The following is a 16,646-nucleotide window of genomic DNA, read 5'->3' as shown; positions in this document are numbered from 1 at the left end:
GTAAGTAGGGTTTGGGACAACATCCCAATATAGAGAAAACCAAAGGGCAAACTTCTTAATTAAATAACATTTGTATAATTAAAGGATAACAATTTAAGATCAATTAATATTCATCATATTGACCTGAATAATAAAGATATTTCCACTATCTTGAATGCTGATTTCAAATGTATTGAATACAATTATTATCTATTAACTGACCTGTCATGATAACAAAAAGCAATAAAACAAGATGGTTCTTAATAATAATCGGATTAATGGTCCTCACAAACTCTTGTTTTCAAACAAAAGAAACCAAAAAAGAAGATAAGAAATGTGTGATGGCTTATTATGTGCCCAACAAAAAGGGCACCAGTCAATTACCACTACATCAGCTAACGCACATTATTTACTCGTTTACCGAAGTAGTTGATAACCGCATGGAGTGGGTGAAAGGTGTGGATGATCAGCAATTAAAAGAGTTGGTGGAAGCCCGAAACAATCACCCTGACTTAAAAGTAATGGTGGCCTGCGGTGGATGGGGTGGCTCCGGTGGTTTCTCCGAGATGTGTCGACAGGATAGTACACGTGCGATCTTTGTCAAAAGTACCATCGATTTTATTGACCGCTACCAGCTTGATGGAATCGATATGGACTGGGAATATCCGGGATTGCCAGGAATCGGTAACCCATATGATCCATCCGATAAGCAAAACTTTACCCTTCTAATGAAAGAACTAAGAGAAGGTATGGATCAGTTAAAACCAGGATTAATCCTATCTTTTGCAGCAGCAGGATGGCAAAAATATTTCGACCATGTGGAGCTGGATCAGGTGATGAAGTATGCCACTTACATGAACATCATGACCTATGATTTAGCCGGAGCCAATCATCCCGTGACAGCACATCATACTGCACTATATAGCTTAAGTACTGAGCAACTGGGTAGTGCCGCTGTTAAGGCACTAAAAGCCAATGAACCAGAAAAAGAATGGCCATCGGTAGATCATATAGTTACCTATTGCCTAGATAAAGGTGTTAAAAGTCAGCAGATTGTTATTGGTGCCGCTTTTTATGGCCGTTCGTGGAAGGGTATAGAGCCTGTGAGCAATGGTTTGTACCAGTTGCATAAAGGTTTTAAAGGTTATTATACCTATAAACAGATAAAGGAATTAGTGGCAAAAGATAATAGTATTGCTCGCTGGGATGAAGTGGCACATGCTTCTTATCTGTTTATGGCTGATGATTCGGTATTCGTTACCTACGACAGTCCAAGGAGTGTATCCTTAAAAGCCGAATATGTAAAAACGCATCAATTGGGTGGTATTATGTTCTGGCAATTGGCACAGGATAGCGACGACTACGAATTGACCCAATCAATTTATGACAGTGTGAAGCAATAGGGTTGTTAATGTAAATCAGCTTTAGGAGTTATATTCAAGAACTATTCAGCTAAGTATCGTCCTTTCATGACAATTTAGTATGGCCTGTAAGGCCTGCACATAATAGCGCAGGGTTAAAACCCTGCGATTACGGGAAAAGAGTATATAGCACTGAAGGTGCGACACATTAACATTTATAATAAAATGATTACTCACCTAGGCTCTTTTTTAATCCGCTTAGCGCTTTGAAACGTTAAGTGGTTTTGAATAATTAATTTTAAAAAGCGATTTACCTGTTTAAAAGTAGACTAAAACCTTGGTTTGAGTTTATTTTACCGGGGTTACTCACTTTGTTACCCCTCACAATACCCTGAGCAATAGTTTATTTGGAGTAAAGTTTTTAGTATCTTTTTTTCAAGATAATTCAATACTCCGAAGAGATGAAAGAAAATAAGCAACCTCTGGCAGAGAAAACTGCTTCGAAAAAACAACAAGCTGATAACATGCAACGCCGCGACTTTTTAAAGAAAGGTTTGTTGGGGCTTTCAGCATTAACCATTGTTCCCCGGCATGTGTTAGGTGGACCTGGATACACAGCACCAAGCGATCAGATAACCAAAGCAATTATCGGAATGGGTGGTATTGGGTATGGTCATCACCTGACTCGCGAAGGCCGATTAGTAGCTATGTGTGATGTCGACCAAAATCACCTTAAAAAAGCTATTCAGAAAGTAGGCAAGGGGGTACCGGCCTACACTGACTTCAGAGATTTGCTCCTTCAGAAAGATATAGACGTGGTTCATATTGCAACACCGCCGCACTGGCACGGTATTATGGCGGTAATGGCAGCCGAAGCTGGTAAAGATATCTGGTGTGAAAAACCAATGACACGCACCATTGGCGAAGGTGTTAAAGTAGTGGAAGCAGTTAAAAAGAGCGGCAGTATGTTCCGTTTGAATACCTGGTTCCGTTTTAAAGATAATTTTTATGGCCTTAACTCAACCGTTAAACCTTTAAAGAAAGCCATTGACAGTGGTGTATTAGGATGGCCGCTAAAAGTTACCATCAGTGGTGTAACAGGTTATAACTGGAAATTCTACTGGCAAGGTGAGCATAACTTACCACCTCAACCGGTACCTGAGCATTTAGATTATAACATGTGGTTAGGGCCAGCACCTGCCAAGCCTTATAACTCACGTCGTGTACATACCAAGTTCCGCGGATACTGGGATTACGATGGGGGTGGCTTAGGTGATATGGGCCAGCATTACATCGATCCGGTACAATATTTCCTTGGAAAAGACAATACCAGCCCTGTTAAAGTCGAGGTGGATGCACCACAACAACACCCCGATGCTGTTGGTACTTGGCGTAAAATTACTTATACCTATGCCGATGGCTGCCAGATTATTTTAGATGGTGAAAACCGCGACCAGGATGCAGCTTACATCGAAGGGCCAAAAGGGAAGATTTACAAAGGTTTCCGATCAACCATACCGAATTTGAAAGGTATTATTGACTCAATGCCTGATTCGGAGCCACAGATTACTTCATTTCACGAATCAGTGCGTACTCGTAAGAAGTTTGCACTTAACGAAGAAAATGGTCACCGCTCTTGTACCATTGTGAACATGGGAATCGTCGCCTTGCGACTGGGCCGTACCTTGCATTTCGATCCGGTAAAACAGGAATTTATTAATGACGATGGAGCCAATCGTCTACTGAATCAGCCAATGCGTGGAAACTGGAGCATCTAATCCTTTAATAGATCGTTAGATTTTAGACAAAAGACAAAAGATTTATTTACAAGACACTTCAAATAATGGGTTTTAGTAAATCAAATCGCTACAAAAATTAACGGCTATTGATCCAAATAAACAATGATAATTATGAAACTAAATAAAAGAATACTCAATTTGTTGTTGATGTTATTGATTATAATATCGGCACAATCTCAAATAAACCGAACGGTAGATACCAAAGTTGCTGACCTGCTGGTGCAAATGCCGGTTAATAACATGGCTTATCGCGATAAGTTGATGAAGGACATGCTGCTATTAGGGCCTGAGGTAAGAGAACTAATCTGCAAGCAAATAGTTGAACCGGGAACTGGTGATGACACCAAAGCCCGTTTTGCTGTTGAGAGTTACTCAAAGTTTATCAGCGTTTCGCTAAAAGCACAAGATGCCATTGATTGGGAGCAGCAATTGCTGAAAATGATAAATCAATCATCTACCAACGAGGTTAAAGCCTTTTTTATTCGTCAGCTTGAATTTGTAGGAACATCGGTTTGTGTGCAGCCATTGAGTAAATTGCTTAGCAACGATCAATTGATTGAAGCATCTGTTAAAAGCATGTTATTGGCCGATGCCTCAAAGTCGGCAAAATATTTTTCGGAAGCTTTGAAAAATGCCAATGAGTCTGGAAAACTAAGCTTGGTGAAAGCACTCGGACAAAGTGGTGATGTAGCTTATGTCGAACAATTGACAGCATTATACCCGCAAGCTAAAGCCAGCCTGAAAGATGATATCCTGCGCGCAATAGCAGCATTACCTTCTGATGCAGCGGAAGAATTACTTATGCAGGAGGCCAAGGCAGCAGCTTATAATCCTTCGGCTAACGAGGCAGTTTTTGCTTTACTTCAATACGCACAGTCTATTGCAGATACTGAAAAAGCTAAGAAGATTGCTGGTACAGTGCATAAGAAGACGTCAGCTGTACAGGTTAAGGTCAATGCTTTAATGTTGTTGAGTGAATGGAGTGATGAAGCAGGAAAGAATAGCTTACTGATTGGAGCACTTAAGAGCAAGGATAAGGTATATCGTGGAGCAGCGGTTGAAGAAGCTATTCGTCAGCAATTACCATTGGAGCCATGGTTAAAACTCTTGCAAAAAAGTAAATCAGCAGAAGTACAGAAAGAGATTTTATACCTCGTGACACAAACTGGAACAGTTGCTAATGCTGCATCTGTTGAGCCTTTAACGAGCTCAAAGAACGCAGGTGTTCGTAAAGAAGCCATTGTTTGTTATGCGATCCTGAAAGGTGAAGAGGGAGTGGGGCATATACTTGATTATCTGGCAGAAAACACAACCGAGTCAGATGTGAAAGCTGCACGTCAGGCTTTATTATTAAGCGTAAGCAAGAAAAATGTGAAACAAACGCTTACTGCCTATGATCAGATGCATGCTGCCGGTCAGGCGGTACTAATCGATATTTGGGGGGCCAAACAATATAACGGAGCCTTTGATAAGCTCATGAGTATTATTAAAAATGGTGGCGAACAAAAATCTGTAGCTTTAAAAAATCTGGCTTCCGTTTCGAGTGAAAAAGATTTAGAAGAACTTTTAACATTATTTGCCGCTACAAAAGCTTCCAAAGAAAGTGATCGAATTGCTAAAGCCATTATTACTTCCTACCAGGACACTGATGAGAAGGCAGTGGCTAAGCAGAAGATATTTGCCGCAGCCAAAGGAGGTCAATTCAATAAATTTATCCCGGTTTACAGTGCTATGGGCGACGAAGAAGCAGTTCAGTTGGTGTACGATGCCTATCAAAAAGAGCAATCGCCGGCTGCATTGAAAGCATTGGTTCAATGGAGTGGACCTGCTGCGCTTCCGGCTTTGTTTTCTATCGTTGAAAATCCTTCATCAGACAAAGCACGCGGACAGGCATTCAACGGTTACGTTAATAAAGTAAAGGCATCCAAGCTGCCTAATGACCAAAAACTCTTGTTAATGCGTAAGATCATGCCATTGGCAAATGGAAACAAAGAAAAGAAACAGGTGCTGAATGCCTTATCGTCGGTTAAAACCTATTTGACATTTATCTACTTGTCAACTTATTTGGATGATAATGCTTTGAAGAATGTGGCAGCCAATTCATTGGTAAAAGTTGGAATGCACGATGCAGGAAAAAAGAATGGTTTAGTTGGCGATATTGTTAAAGAAGGATTACAAAAAGCTTTACCATTGATCACTGGTCCTGATAGCCAGTATTTAAAAATCGATATTGAAACCTATCTGGCTTCGATGACGGCCGATAAAGGTTATGTATCCATGTTTAACGGAACCGACCTGACAGGGTGGCAAGGATTTGTTGACAATCCGATAAAGCTTAAGAAGATGTCGCCTTATAAACGGAAACAACTACAAAAAGCAGCTGATAAGAAAATGACTGAAAACTGGTCGTTGAAAAACGGATACATCGTATTTAGTGGCAAAGGCCATAATCTGTGTTCGGTAAAAGATTACGGTGATTTTGAAATGATTGTGGATTGGCGTATCACCAAGCATGGCGACAGTGGTATTTACCTGAGAGGAACACCACAGGTGCAAGTGTGGGATACATCGCGTGTCGACGTTGGGGCACAAGTTGGGTCTGGCGGATTATACAATAATAAGAAACATGAGAGCAAGCCTCTATTGGTTGCTGATAACCCGATTGGCGAATGGAACACATTTAGAATTCGCATGGTTGGCGAACGTGTTACTGTATACCTGAATGGACTATTAGTGGTTGATAATGTGGTGATGGAGAACTATTGGGATCGTTCACTACCAATTTTCGCCGAAGGTCCGATTGAATTGCAGGCCCACGGTACCGATCTGGCGTTTCGTGATGTATACGTCCGTGAGTTGGATGTGGCAGGTTATAATCTGACCGAAGAAGAAAAAGCAGAAGGATTTGTGTCTCTGTTTAACGGTACCGATTTAAATGGTTGGGTAGGCAATAAAACCGACTATATGGTTGAAAATGGTGAGATTGTGGTTAACCCTAAGAATGGTGGTCATGGTAATTTATTCACCGAAAAAGAGTATAAGGATTTTATATACCGCTTTGAATTTAAGCTAACGCCTGGTGCCAACAACGGATTAGGCATCAGAGCTCCTCTAAAAGGCGATGCTGCCTATGTGGGCATGGAATTGCAGATTCTGGACAACACAGCGCCGGTATATGCCAATCTAAAGCCTTACCAGTATCATGGTTCAGTTTACGGTGTGATAACTGCAAAGAGAGGCTTTTTAAAACCAGTAGGAGAGTGGAACAACCAGGAAGTCATCGTTAAAGGCACCAAAGTGAAAATAACGCTTAATGGAGAAGTGATATTAGATGGTGATATTGCCGAAGCATCTGCCAATGGTACTTTAGATGGGAAAGATCACCCGGGATTAAAACGCGAGAAAGGGCACATTGGCTATTTAGGTCATGGCTCAGAAGTGTATTTCCGTAACATTCGTATTAAAGAGTTGTAAGCGCAAAGATAAAAGTTTTTTCAGAAACTTGATTTTGGAAAGATTAGTTATGTTTGAGCTCCCGGGTTTTATAATCCGGGAGTTTTGTTTTTGTACACTTATCCGATGAATATTAGTGTTATGTCAATGTACACTGGAAAAGTAATCCTAAGATAGTCATTGAACCAGGGCTTAATTGTTAATCCGGCTTTATTTCCAGACTTGCCTAATCTGCAATTTTTTGATAAGAAAAAGAAATTGCATGGCTCAATAATGTATCAATGCTCCTTAAGTATATTACCTCGTTATTGAGGCTTGACCATGCCTTCTTAGAGATTTTGTACTGTTCTTAAGGCTAAACCACAGCTTCTTGGCGTTCGACCATACAGTATTGGTATTTTACCATTCGGTATTAATGCTCAATCATCACTTCTTAGCAGTTTACCACCTATTATTAGCATTCAACCACGCCTTATTGATTCTTTACCATTAAGTATTAATGCTTGACCAATACTTATCGAAGTTCAACCAGACATTATTAAGGTTCAACCAAGTGGATGAGTATTGTCTTTGCCTGGTGGAATATCATCTATTAATGGTCAAGTGCTATTCTTATTTGGTTAAGAATTACTCTTGCTTGTTAAAATTCCATTACCATTAGTATAATGCTTATCCTAAAATGGCAATTACCATTGAAAGTTGATCAAATGTGTACTTGAGTAACAGGGAATTCCATTGCTAGCACGGATTTGCAATCCGTGCTAAGATTATCATTCAAAGAAAACCTTAGCGATAAGAATTGGAAAATTCAGATGGTTAAAAATGTTAATGTAAGAACAGACCACAGTTTGACACAAATCAACACTGATTTTTTAGTTTTCCTGCGGAAGCTTTAAACCTCGAAGCGGTTTATATAATCTTAGAAAATCGGCGTATTTATGCGGACAAATAGAATTTTAAATTGCATAGCAGTTTATATGCTTAAAAGCAATTTTCCTGACTTATCTAATAGCTATTTATCAATCGTATAGCTTACTTATGAGAATGAATACGATCTTCCGATAATTCAAACAAAACGTTTTAAACCGCAATTAGCAGCTACTTTCAATATGTGTTAAATATTTATCAACATAATGATGTGTTATTGGAAAATAACTTTATTTTAGCATACGCTTATCGGGAATATGTTATTGAGATTAGCGAGTATGGAATGATGGGGTGGTAAAGCAGAAAGTGGTTGAGTTTAGAACAATATTGATGAGTGAATGAGGTTGGTGACAATTCTTTTGCAAAAAGAGAATGGTCTTTTGAATATTAATTAAATGAGTAATTGACAGGATAACAGTAACATAAAGAAATAAATATATAGTAGATATAAAGTGCATTGCACTTTATACATACGTTGGGCGTCATTTGGCAATCGTATATAATATCTAAGTAAAACATTGACTCATTCAAAATGTGTATAAACTGCTATATCGGAACAGAACAAGAAATCAACGAAATTCCATTTGCATGGAGTAATCCGACATTTTGTATCATGAAAGTTGACAAATCTAATTTTGACGAGGAAACGTTTATGACAGAGAATGTATATTATATAGGAACAAGCAATGGTTGTGGCTGTGATTTTGGAACTGAAGAAATCCCTGAAAGAATAATCATCGAAGCAAAACAGTGTTTAAATTCAAATAAAGAGTTTTCTCCAAAAGTTAAGCAATTCTTTGAGTTTGAAGACACAATTGAATTCTTAAACATGTCAATTGAAAACAACAAGAAATACTCCAAGGACACCCAAAAACTGTATTCCCTAATTTCTGACCTTAGTTTAAAAAATAAGACTATTGAATTTTTTGGTTGCCAAGCAGACCATGAAATGAATAAATGTGACCAAATTTCAACTATGGAATGGTCTCAAGAAGTGAAAATAGATTTTGAGAAATTTCAGGAACTGAATATTAAAATCATAATTAAAAACGACCACCCAACAAACCGTTATAAAGCATAAAGGGTAAGGTGCTTCTTGGTTGGTTTGTAACTTTGGCGAACAGCGCCAAATCACTGATTTGGCTTTTGAAATGAAAACTTAAAACAAAATACAGCGCTTTGGCTCAGCTCAATTTGGTAAGTTAGTAAGGTTAAAACCCTTTACGCTCCATGCGGCAGGCCGTCAGACTGTCTAAAAACCTGGAGAGCTGTTTAGTAATGATTGAAGCATTTTGTATCTTCAGGTATGAAATTTATTCAAGGCCAAAACCGATCACAAATCCAGTTATTTTCCCTAACGCTTGATGATGCTATTGAGCCTGCCAATGAAGCCAGGTTGATAGATGCCTTTGTATCGCACCTAAATCTTGAAGATTTGGGTTTTGATATGCAGGCTGGTGAAAACGGACGCCCCTGCTATCATCCCGGCGATTTGTTGCGATTGTTTATTTATGGGTATTTAAACCGTATTCGTTCATCCCGATCATTAGAGAAAGAATGCAAACGTAACATTGAGCTTATGTGGTTGCTCAGGCAGTTAAAGCCCGACCATAATACCATAGCCAATTTCAGGCGCGATAACCCCAAGGCCATCAGGCGTGTATTTAAGGAGACAGTGCGTGTAGCTCAATACTTTAATCTCATTGGAGGGCAGTTACTGGCCGGCGACAGCACCAAGCTAAGAGCACAGAACAGCAAGAAGAACAATTTCAACCAAAAGAAGATTGACCGCCACCTGCAATACATCGAAAACAAGCTGGACGGGTACAACCAGGCAATGGCTAAGGAAGACGTTGACTCACCGGAGCAAAAGGAACTGCAGGGTGAGATTAAAAAGCAGGAGCAGCGAAAAGAGAAGTACCATAAACTGGAAGCAGAACTAAAGGAAACCGGAGAAAAACAGGTGTCAACCTCGGACCCGGAGAGCAGGCAGATGATCATTCGCAATAACATTACTGAAGTGGCTTACAATGTGCAAACCACGGTTGATGCCAAACACAAGCTGCCAATCGATTATGATGTGACCAATGCCAACGATAGCAAAGCCATGGGCAGGATGCTCACAAGAGCCGTTGATATTGTGGGCCATAATAGTTTTACAGCCTTGTACGATAAAGGCTACCACACAGGGAGTGAGTTTGCTACTGCTGCACGATTAGGTGTGGATGTGATGGTGGCTATTCCTGCTCTGCCTAAAAACTCACAGGCACCTGATCCGGCTTATAATCTTGAACATTTCCGATATAATCTCCAGCAACATACATACACCTGTCCAATGGGCCAAACCCTGACAACCAATGGCAGGTGGCATAAAGGTAAGCGAGGCGGCGATTTTCAGCAGTTCAGAACACGGGCCTGCAAAGGCTGTCCGGCCCGGACAAGGTGCACAAGAGCCAAAGTCAATGGCCGCATTATTAGTCATCATGCAGCGAATGTACATGTTGTTGCCAACAAGGAACGCATAAGCGCTAATCCATCACTGTATAAACTGCGACAAACTATTGTCGAGCATCCTTATGGGACCATCAAGCGTCAATGGGGCTTTGACCATGTAATGACAAAAAAATCAATGGGCCGTGCCAGTGCTGACGTCGGCCTTATAATGACTGCGTATAACCTGCGCCGATTAATTAACATCCTGGGAATAGCAAAACTAATATGTGTATTAAGCCCTTTATTTTCTCTTATAGAGACTCAAAATGCAATGAGAAACGCGATAATAAGTATCATGCTCCATTTTAACGAAATAGGATTAAAACAATATTCCGTTTTTTACTCTCGGAAGTTAAATCTACTTTTAAACAATAACATGGCAGCCTAAATAGTTTTTAGACAGACTGCCGTTGGCAACAATGCAAATAATAAAACCCAAGATTAGGAATGTTTGATACTTATGGACAAAACACATATGAAATATTATCTAAGCTGATTAAAGTAAGATTTGCAAAATAGCTAAAAGATAGCGGAATTGAATTTGGTGGTATTTATAAAATGACAAACCTGGAGAATAATGTTGAATTCTTCATGCTCGAAGTAAATAATACTCAAATTCGGTTTAAAAAATCAACTGATTTCTTTTTTCATTTTATTACGTTCTTAAGCAAAAGTATTGAAAATAATACGAAAGAATATAATAGACTTATGTCAAGACCGCATGATGAATTTACCGATGAAGTAAGGCATGAAATGAGGTACAAGCAAATTGATTACTACATTTACCAACAAACTGAATTATTGAAAGTATTCAGAAGGCGTTACGACCAAATCAGATAGACTAAAAAATAACATGTATGAGTTTTCATAGAGAATTAGAATCATCATTGTTTTATCTTGGATTTCAGAATTGTAATAAGGATAACAATTTAAATTGGTGACTATATACATTGTTACACTGAAAAACTTTCAGAACAAGACTATCTAACCTTGAGAGTCTTCCCAAAGTTGAGACGGCAGATTTAATTCATGCAAAATTTTCATTAAACAGTAATCCATGTGACTATGAGCCATATTGGGAAGAAACGATTAAACTTAGCTTTTCACCCACTAAGGATAGTCAAGTAATAAGGAATTTTGTGAAATCTTTCAAAAGAATCCAGTGATTATATATTTGGCATATCAAAAGAAAAAATAACACCACACAAGCCATCATAAAGTAGCTCCGACTTTTGTTGCATTTGGAAGTTTACTTCCCGAGGCAGCTGAGACAAAAGCAAGAAAGCGAATATATAACGCGTACCTCGGCCACTTAATATGGCCGAACCATTGTAAACAAGCTAAAATCCTTAACGCAAAAAATGAAAATAATTAAAAAATTATTAATTAGTTCATTCTTGGTATTATCCATTTTAACTTTGATTATTAATGATATTGAAGTATAATCTATAGATTTCGAAATTATAGGAGCTGGAAATAATGGAGAGAAATATGAAAATATTGAAATCATAGAGAATAAATATGATTTTGAAAAAAATGGAAGGAATGATTTTTTCGGACAAACCAACACCTGTCATTGATTTTAATAAAGAGTGCGTTATTGCAATTTCTAGAGGACAATGTGGTTCTGGCGGACATGGAATTCGAATTAAAAAAGTTTATGAAGACAGAGGTTATATAACAATTGAAATGGTTTATAGAAATCCTGGTGAAAGCTGCCGAGTAACCTACGGTTTAACAAATCCTTTTTTACTCATAATGTTGAAAAATAAAAAATTAGATATTGAATTTGAGAAATCAATAGAGATTTATGAGTGTGATTATAATTAAGAAATGCTTACTTGCAATAAATAGGACACTGGGCGATCGATAAGCTCCAGCAAGGCATCATGATTTGAACCACATCCAAACCACCACACTATATTACATATACTTATAAAGTTTTTTGATTATTTAAGTAGCTCGGTGAATATCTGATAAAATCACCAACCGGGTGCAAAAAAAGAGACTACCTTTTGAGTAGTCTCTTGAATTTTTATTCAGTCGCTATTTTCTATGCTGCCATTTTCATTTCAGCCTGTTCTTCTTGTTTCTTTCTTAGTTTCTTAGTGTTTAGAATTAACAATATTGAAGAAACTAATCCTAAGAACAAGAAGCCAATTAAATAATAAAGAGCTTCCTGATAAGAACCGGTTGTATCTTTCAGATAGGAGATAATCTGAGGACCAGCAATTCCAGCTAATGCCCAGGCTGTTAAAATATAACCATGGATAGCACCTAATTCTTTGGTTCCGAATAGGTCACCAATAAAGGCAGGTACGGTTGCAAAACCACCGCCATAACAGGTTAAGATGATTAAGAAAGCCGCCTGGAAACCAATTTTACCGGCATCAGAAATGCTTCCGCCAAAGAAGGTTGTCAGGTAAAAGAATGCGCCTATCTGAATCACAAAGAAAGAGATATAAGTTGCCGGACGGCCAATGTAATCTGATAGGGTAGACCAGCCTAATCGACCGAATGCATTAAACATACTCATTAGCATCACCAATACAGCAGCTGCTTCAACAGATAGCATCACAATTTCGCGTCCCATTGAGTTGGCAACTGAGATTAATGCAATACCACTTGTTACGTTGATAAATAAAATGGCCCATAAGAAATAGAAACGAGCTGTTTTAAGCGATTGATTAGCAGTGATATTTGAAAGATCTTTCTTAACAGCTTTTCCAGCTTTAGCCAGTTCTTCAGGATTGTAGCCTTCGGGTAACCAGTCAACCGGAGGTTTTTCAAGATACTGGGCTGCTACCAGCATAATCACACCATAAACAGGACCTAATATCAATAAGATAGTTGAAATTGATTCGATGCCAAAGGCTGGAAATACGCTTTTTATTAAATAAATCTCGATGGCTGCACCCAAGCCAAAGCCCATTATGGCTAAACCAGTTGCTAATCCGCGTCTGTCAGGGAACCACTTCACCATGGTTGAAACAGGAGTCACATAGCCCATTCCTAAACCGATACCACCAATGGCACCATAGGTTGCATAAAGCAGGTAAAGGTTTTCCAGCTTAAGAGCTAATCCGCCAAGTGTAACACCTATACCAAAAAAGATGGCAGCAAACGTTCCTGTAAAACGAGGTCCCTTCTTTTCTACTACCTTACCCATAAAAGCAGCAGATACACCTAAAAAGAAGATGGCAATACTGAAAACGGTGGTAATTTGTTGCAGTGACCATCCGGCGCTTACCTGCTTCTCCACCATCGAACCCAGCTTACTCCAGGCATAGATTGAACCGATGGACATATGCACACTTACTCCGGCAAGGGCAATCAGCCAGCGGTTTTTAATTTTTTTGTTTGTCGAAGTTGTCATTTTGTAGTTTTATTCACATTTAAATTTTCCCCTCTTACTGAGGCTTGTTTTTAGGTTGTTTAAGGGCTTAAGAATGGATAGTTGTTAGTTGATAACTACTTCCTTGAAGTAATTAATGAAAATATTATAAGCTGCATCCAATTGCTCAGGAGTGTTAGCTTTAACACCCTTTAGCTTGTATTCCCAGCCTAAATGTTCGTATTTATGGGCTCCTAATTCATGGTATGGCTGAATTTCCAGCTTCTCAATATTCTCAAAATCCTGAAAGTGTTTACCAAGCTGATGCAGATGTTCTGGGTTATCGGAATAACCAGGAACCAAAACGTACCTTAGCCAAACAGGTTTGTTGATTTCGTTAAGGTAATTGACAAAAGCCAATGTCTTTTCGTTTTTCTTACCTGTTAACAGTTCATGTTGATTGCTGTCAATATGCTTAATATCCAGCAAAACAATATCGGTATATTCCAATACCGCTTTCACATCGTCATTTAAGATGCTGCCGTTGGTATCAATGCATACATGAAAACCTTCTTCCTTTAAAGCTTTAACAACAGGAAGCAGTTGTTTTGCCTGAATCAAAGGTTCGCCACCAGAGAAGGTTAATCCGCCTTTTTTTCCAAAGAATGGCTTTTGATTTTTAGCCATGGCGATTATTTCCTCAACAGATGTTTCAGTACCGCCTTTCAATTCAATGGTGTCGGCATTGGCACAATACAGACATTTAAAGTTGCAGCCCTGCAAAAAAGCAACCAGGCGAATGCCCGGGCCATCATAGGTGCCTAATGATTCAAAAGAATGTACTCTTAACATAGGTTTGTTCGTTAGAAATTAGTTAGGCAGAAGGCAGAAGTTTAACCTTCTATCTTCTGCCTTTTACTTTATAGCTTAATAACTCACTTTTTACATGTTGCTATGGAAGCTACGCGAGATCACCTCCAATTGCTGCTCGCGTGTTAAACGAACAAAGTTTACAGCGTAACCCGATACACGGATGGTTAACTGTGGGTACTCATTTGGATTCTCCATAGCGTCTTCCAATAACTCACGGTTCAAAACGTTTACGTTCAAGTGGTGAGCCTCTTTTGAGAAGTAGGCATCCATCATGGTTACCAGGTTTTCGTTACGGATTTCGGCGTCAGCACCTAATGACTTAGGGATAATGCTGAATGTATTTGAAATACCATCTAAGGCATTTTTATAGTCAAGCTTTGCTACCGAGTTCAATGAAGCAATGGCACCGTTCTTATCACGTCCGTGCATTGGGTTAGCACCAGGAGCGAATGGAACACCTTGCTCACGACCATCAGGAGTTGCACCAGTCTTCAATCCGTAAACTACATTTGATGTAATAGTTAAGATGGACATAGTTGGCTCAGCATTCTTGTAAGTATCTAATCCACATAACAACTGGTTGAAGTGGTTAGAAATTTCAACTGCTAAGTTATCCACACGGTCATCATCGTTACCATAGCAAGGGAATTCACCATTGATCAGGAATTGTGATGATAAACCTTCGTCGTTACGAACTACAGTTACATCAGCATACTTGATAGCCGATAATGAGTCAGCAACAATTGATAAACCAGCCATACCGTAAGCTAAGTTCACCTTAGGGTTGGTATCAACAAATGCCATCTGAGCTTTTTCGTAGTAGTACTTATCGTGCATGTAGTGGATGATGTTCATCGACTCGTTGTACACACGTGCTACTTCTTTCATCGCTAATTTGTAGTTAGCCATTACTTCGTCGAAATCAAGCTTATCACTCTTCAATGTCGGAATACCTTCCACAATAACTTTACCTGACATCTCACAACGACCGCCGTTGATGGCTAATAATAAAGTCTTAGCTAGGTTGGTACGAGCACCAAAGAATTGGATGTGTTTACCAATTTCTTGGAATGATACACAACAAGCAATACCATAGTCATCTGATTGACGAGTTTCAGTCATCAAATCATCATTCTCATACTGGATAGATGAAGTATCGATTGAAACCTGCGCACAGAATTTCTTAAAACCTTCAGGAAGATCTTGTGACCAAAGAACCGTCATGTTTGGTTCTGGTGAAGGACCTAAGTTATATAGAGTCTGTAAGAAACGATATGAAGTCTTAGTGATTTTATGACGACCATCCATTAATTTACCACCAATTGCTTCAGTTACCCAAGTTGGATCACCAGCAAAAATCTCATTGTAAGCGTTCATACGAAGGTGACGTACAACGCGTAACTTCATTACGAATTGGTCAATGAACTCCTGAGCTAATTCTTCAGTGATGTTACCATTAGCCAAATCATACTCCATGTAAATATCAAGGAACGATGATACGTTACCTAATGACATAGCGGCACCATCCTGCTCTTTAACAGCAGAAAGATAAGCCATATATACCCACTGTACAGCTTCTTGAGCCGATTCAGCAGGACGAGAAAGGTCTAAACCATATTTATTACCAAGCTCTTTTATAGCAATTAATGCTTTAATCTGTTCAGCTACTTCTTCGCGTAAACGAATCTTGTCGTCAGACATTGGTCCAACTAGGCCTTGCATGTCTGCTTTCTTAGCTGCAACCAAGGCATCAATTCCATATAATGCCAAACGACGGTAGTCACCAATAATACGACCACGCGCGTAGTTATCAGGCAATCCGGTTAAGAAACCTAATGAACGATACTTGCGAATTTCGTCAGTGTAAACATCAAACACACCATCGTTGTGTGTTTTAGCGTAGTTGCGGAAGATATCTTTAACACGATCTGAAACTTCCAGACCTTGCTCGCTACAAGCTTTTTCTACTACAGCAATACCACCGTAAGGCTTCATTGCACGTTTTAAAAGCTCATCAGTTTGTAAACCAACGATTAATTCAAGGTCTTTCTGGATGTAACCTGCTTCGTGAGAAGTAATCGATGAAACCGTTTCGGTGTCGATCGAACGAACTCCATTGTTAGCTCTTTCTTCCTTGATAGCCTCCAAACAGATATCCCAAAGTTTTTTGGTTCTTTCTGTTGCTCCACAAAGGAAAGAACTGTCACCGTTATAAGGAGTGATGTTTTTTTGAACAAAATCTCTAACGTTTACCTGCTCATTCCAGGCACCTTTTGCGAACGTCTCATTAATTTTACTCATAATTTACCTGTTAACCTGTACAATATTATTATTTGTGCGTTAAATTCTAATTTGTGAGAGCAAAGTAAAGGTCTTTTATTTTACTGTGCAATCCTCATTACTAGCGATAAAGGAGAGTTTTTTGTC

At 39.0% G+C, this 16,646-nt stretch carries 10 protein-coding genes; 7 read left to right on the top strand and 3 right to left on the bottom strand.

Annotated elements, in window-relative coordinates:
* The first annotated feature begins 206 nt into the window (after positions 1-206).
* The 7 genes from AC4MRQ_RS19545 to AC4MRQ_RS19515 all read left to right on the top strand — a co-directional run bounded on the left by AC4MRQ_RS19545 (position 207) and on the right by AC4MRQ_RS19515 (position 11,842).
* The gene (locus tag AC4MRQ_RS19545; RefSeq protein ID WP_491199396.1) at positions 207-1,382 is read left to right on the top strand and encodes a glycoside hydrolase family 18 protein; all 1,176 of its coding nucleotides are present in this window, start codon (positions 207-209) and stop codon (positions 1,380-1,382) included.
* A 419-nt stretch (positions 1,383-1,801) separates the two neighbouring features.
* Positions 1,802-3,118 carry a Gfo/Idh/MocA family oxidoreductase gene (locus AC4MRQ_RS19540; RefSeq protein ID WP_491199395.1) on the top strand — a complete coding sequence of 439 codons (1,317 nt, stop codon included), beginning with the start codon at positions 1,802-1,804 and terminating at the stop codon, positions 3,116-3,118.
* 132 nt (positions 3,119-3,250) lie between these two features.
* A complete protein-coding gene (locus AC4MRQ_RS19535; RefSeq protein WP_491199394.1) occupies positions 3,251-6,613 on the top strand; it encodes a DUF1080 domain-containing protein in 3,363 nt (1,120 codons plus the stop codon).
* 1,519 nt (positions 6,614-8,132) lie between these two features.
* Complete coding sequence (locus tag AC4MRQ_RS19530; RefSeq protein WP_491199393.1) at positions 8,133-8,600, top strand: hypothetical protein; 468 nt, start codon at positions 8,133-8,135, stop codon at positions 8,598-8,600.
* A 225-nt stretch (positions 8,601-8,825) separates the two neighbouring features.
* A complete protein-coding gene (locus AC4MRQ_RS19525) occupies positions 8,826-10,400 on the top strand; it encodes an IS1182 family transposase (protein WP_491199392.1) in 1,575 nt (524 codons plus the stop codon).
* Positions 10,401-10,570: 170 nt separating this feature from the next.
* A complete protein-coding gene (locus AC4MRQ_RS19520) occupies positions 10,571-10,852 on the top strand; it encodes a hypothetical protein (RefSeq protein ID WP_491199391.1) in 282 nt (93 codons plus the stop codon).
* Between the two features lie 696 nt (positions 10,853-11,548).
* The gene (locus AC4MRQ_RS19515) at positions 11,549-11,842 is read left to right on the top strand and encodes a protease complex subunit PrcB family protein (protein WP_491199390.1); all 294 of its coding nucleotides are present in this window, start codon (positions 11,549-11,551) and stop codon (positions 11,840-11,842) included.
* A gap of 223 nt (positions 11,843-12,065) precedes the next feature.
* Here the strand turns inward: AC4MRQ_RS19515 and AC4MRQ_RS19510 are convergent, their stop codons facing one another.
* From AC4MRQ_RS19510 to pflB, 3 genes are all read right to left on the bottom strand, one after another.
* A complete protein-coding gene (locus tag AC4MRQ_RS19510; RefSeq protein WP_491199389.1) occupies positions 12,066-13,388 on the bottom strand; it encodes an L-lactate MFS transporter in 1,323 nt (440 codons plus the stop codon).
* An 84-nt stretch (positions 13,389-13,472) separates the two neighbouring features.
* Entirely contained in the window at positions 13,473-14,198 is a 726-nt protein-coding gene (gene pflA, locus AC4MRQ_RS19505) for a pyruvate formate-lyase-activating protein (protein ID WP_491199388.1), read from the bottom strand.
* Positions 14,199-14,288: 90 nt separating this feature from the next.
* Positions 14,289-16,520 carry a formate C-acetyltransferase gene (pflB, locus tag AC4MRQ_RS19500; protein WP_491199387.1) on the bottom strand — a complete coding sequence of 744 codons (2,232 nt, stop codon included), beginning with the start codon at positions 16,518-16,520 and terminating at the stop codon, positions 14,289-14,291.
* Positions 16,521-16,646: the final 126 nt, after the last annotated feature.

The organism is Carboxylicivirga sp., from assembly GCF_982718395.1.
The sequence above is the reverse complement of the archived record's forward strand: the minus strand, read 5'-3'. Positions and strand labels throughout refer to the sequence as shown.

What these genes read in the sequence shown, in the direction of transcription:
- AC4MRQ_RS19535 (WP_491199394.1), top strand. Translation starts at nt 3,251, where the DNA reads ATGAAACTAAATAAAAGAATACTCAATTTGTTGTTGATGTTATTGATT.
- AC4MRQ_RS19540 (WP_491199395.1), top strand. Translation starts at nt 1,802, where the DNA reads ATGAAAGAAAATAAGCAACCTCTGGCAGAGAAAACTGCTTCGAAAAAA.
- AC4MRQ_RS19530 (WP_491199393.1), top strand. Translation starts at nt 8,133, where the DNA reads ATGAAAGTTGACAAATCTAATTTTGACGAGGAAACGTTTATGACAGAG.
- AC4MRQ_RS19515 (WP_491199390.1), top strand. Translation starts at nt 11,549, where the DNA reads ATGGAAGGAATGATTTTTTCGGACAAACCAACACCTGTCATTGATTTT.
- AC4MRQ_RS19525 (WP_491199392.1), top strand. Translation starts at nt 8,826, where the DNA reads ATGAAATTTATTCAAGGCCAAAACCGATCACAAATCCAGTTATTTTCC.
- AC4MRQ_RS19520 (WP_491199391.1), top strand. Translation starts at nt 10,571, where the DNA reads ATGACAAACCTGGAGAATAATGTTGAATTCTTCATGCTCGAAGTAAAT.
- AC4MRQ_RS19510 (WP_491199389.1), bottom strand. Translation starts at nt 13,388, where the DNA reads ATGACAACTTCGACAAACAAAAAAATTAAAAACCGCTGGCTGATTGCC.
- pflB (WP_491199387.1), bottom strand. Translation starts at nt 16,520, where the DNA reads ATGAGTAAAATTAATGAGACGTTCGCAAAAGGTGCCTGGAATGAGCAG.
- AC4MRQ_RS19545 (WP_491199396.1), top strand. Translation starts at nt 207, where the DNA reads ATGATAACAAAAAGCAATAAAACAAGATGGTTCTTAATAATAATCGGA.
- pflA (WP_491199388.1), bottom strand. Translation starts at nt 14,198, where the DNA reads ATGTTAAGAGTACATTCTTTTGAATCATTAGGCACCTATGATGGCCCG.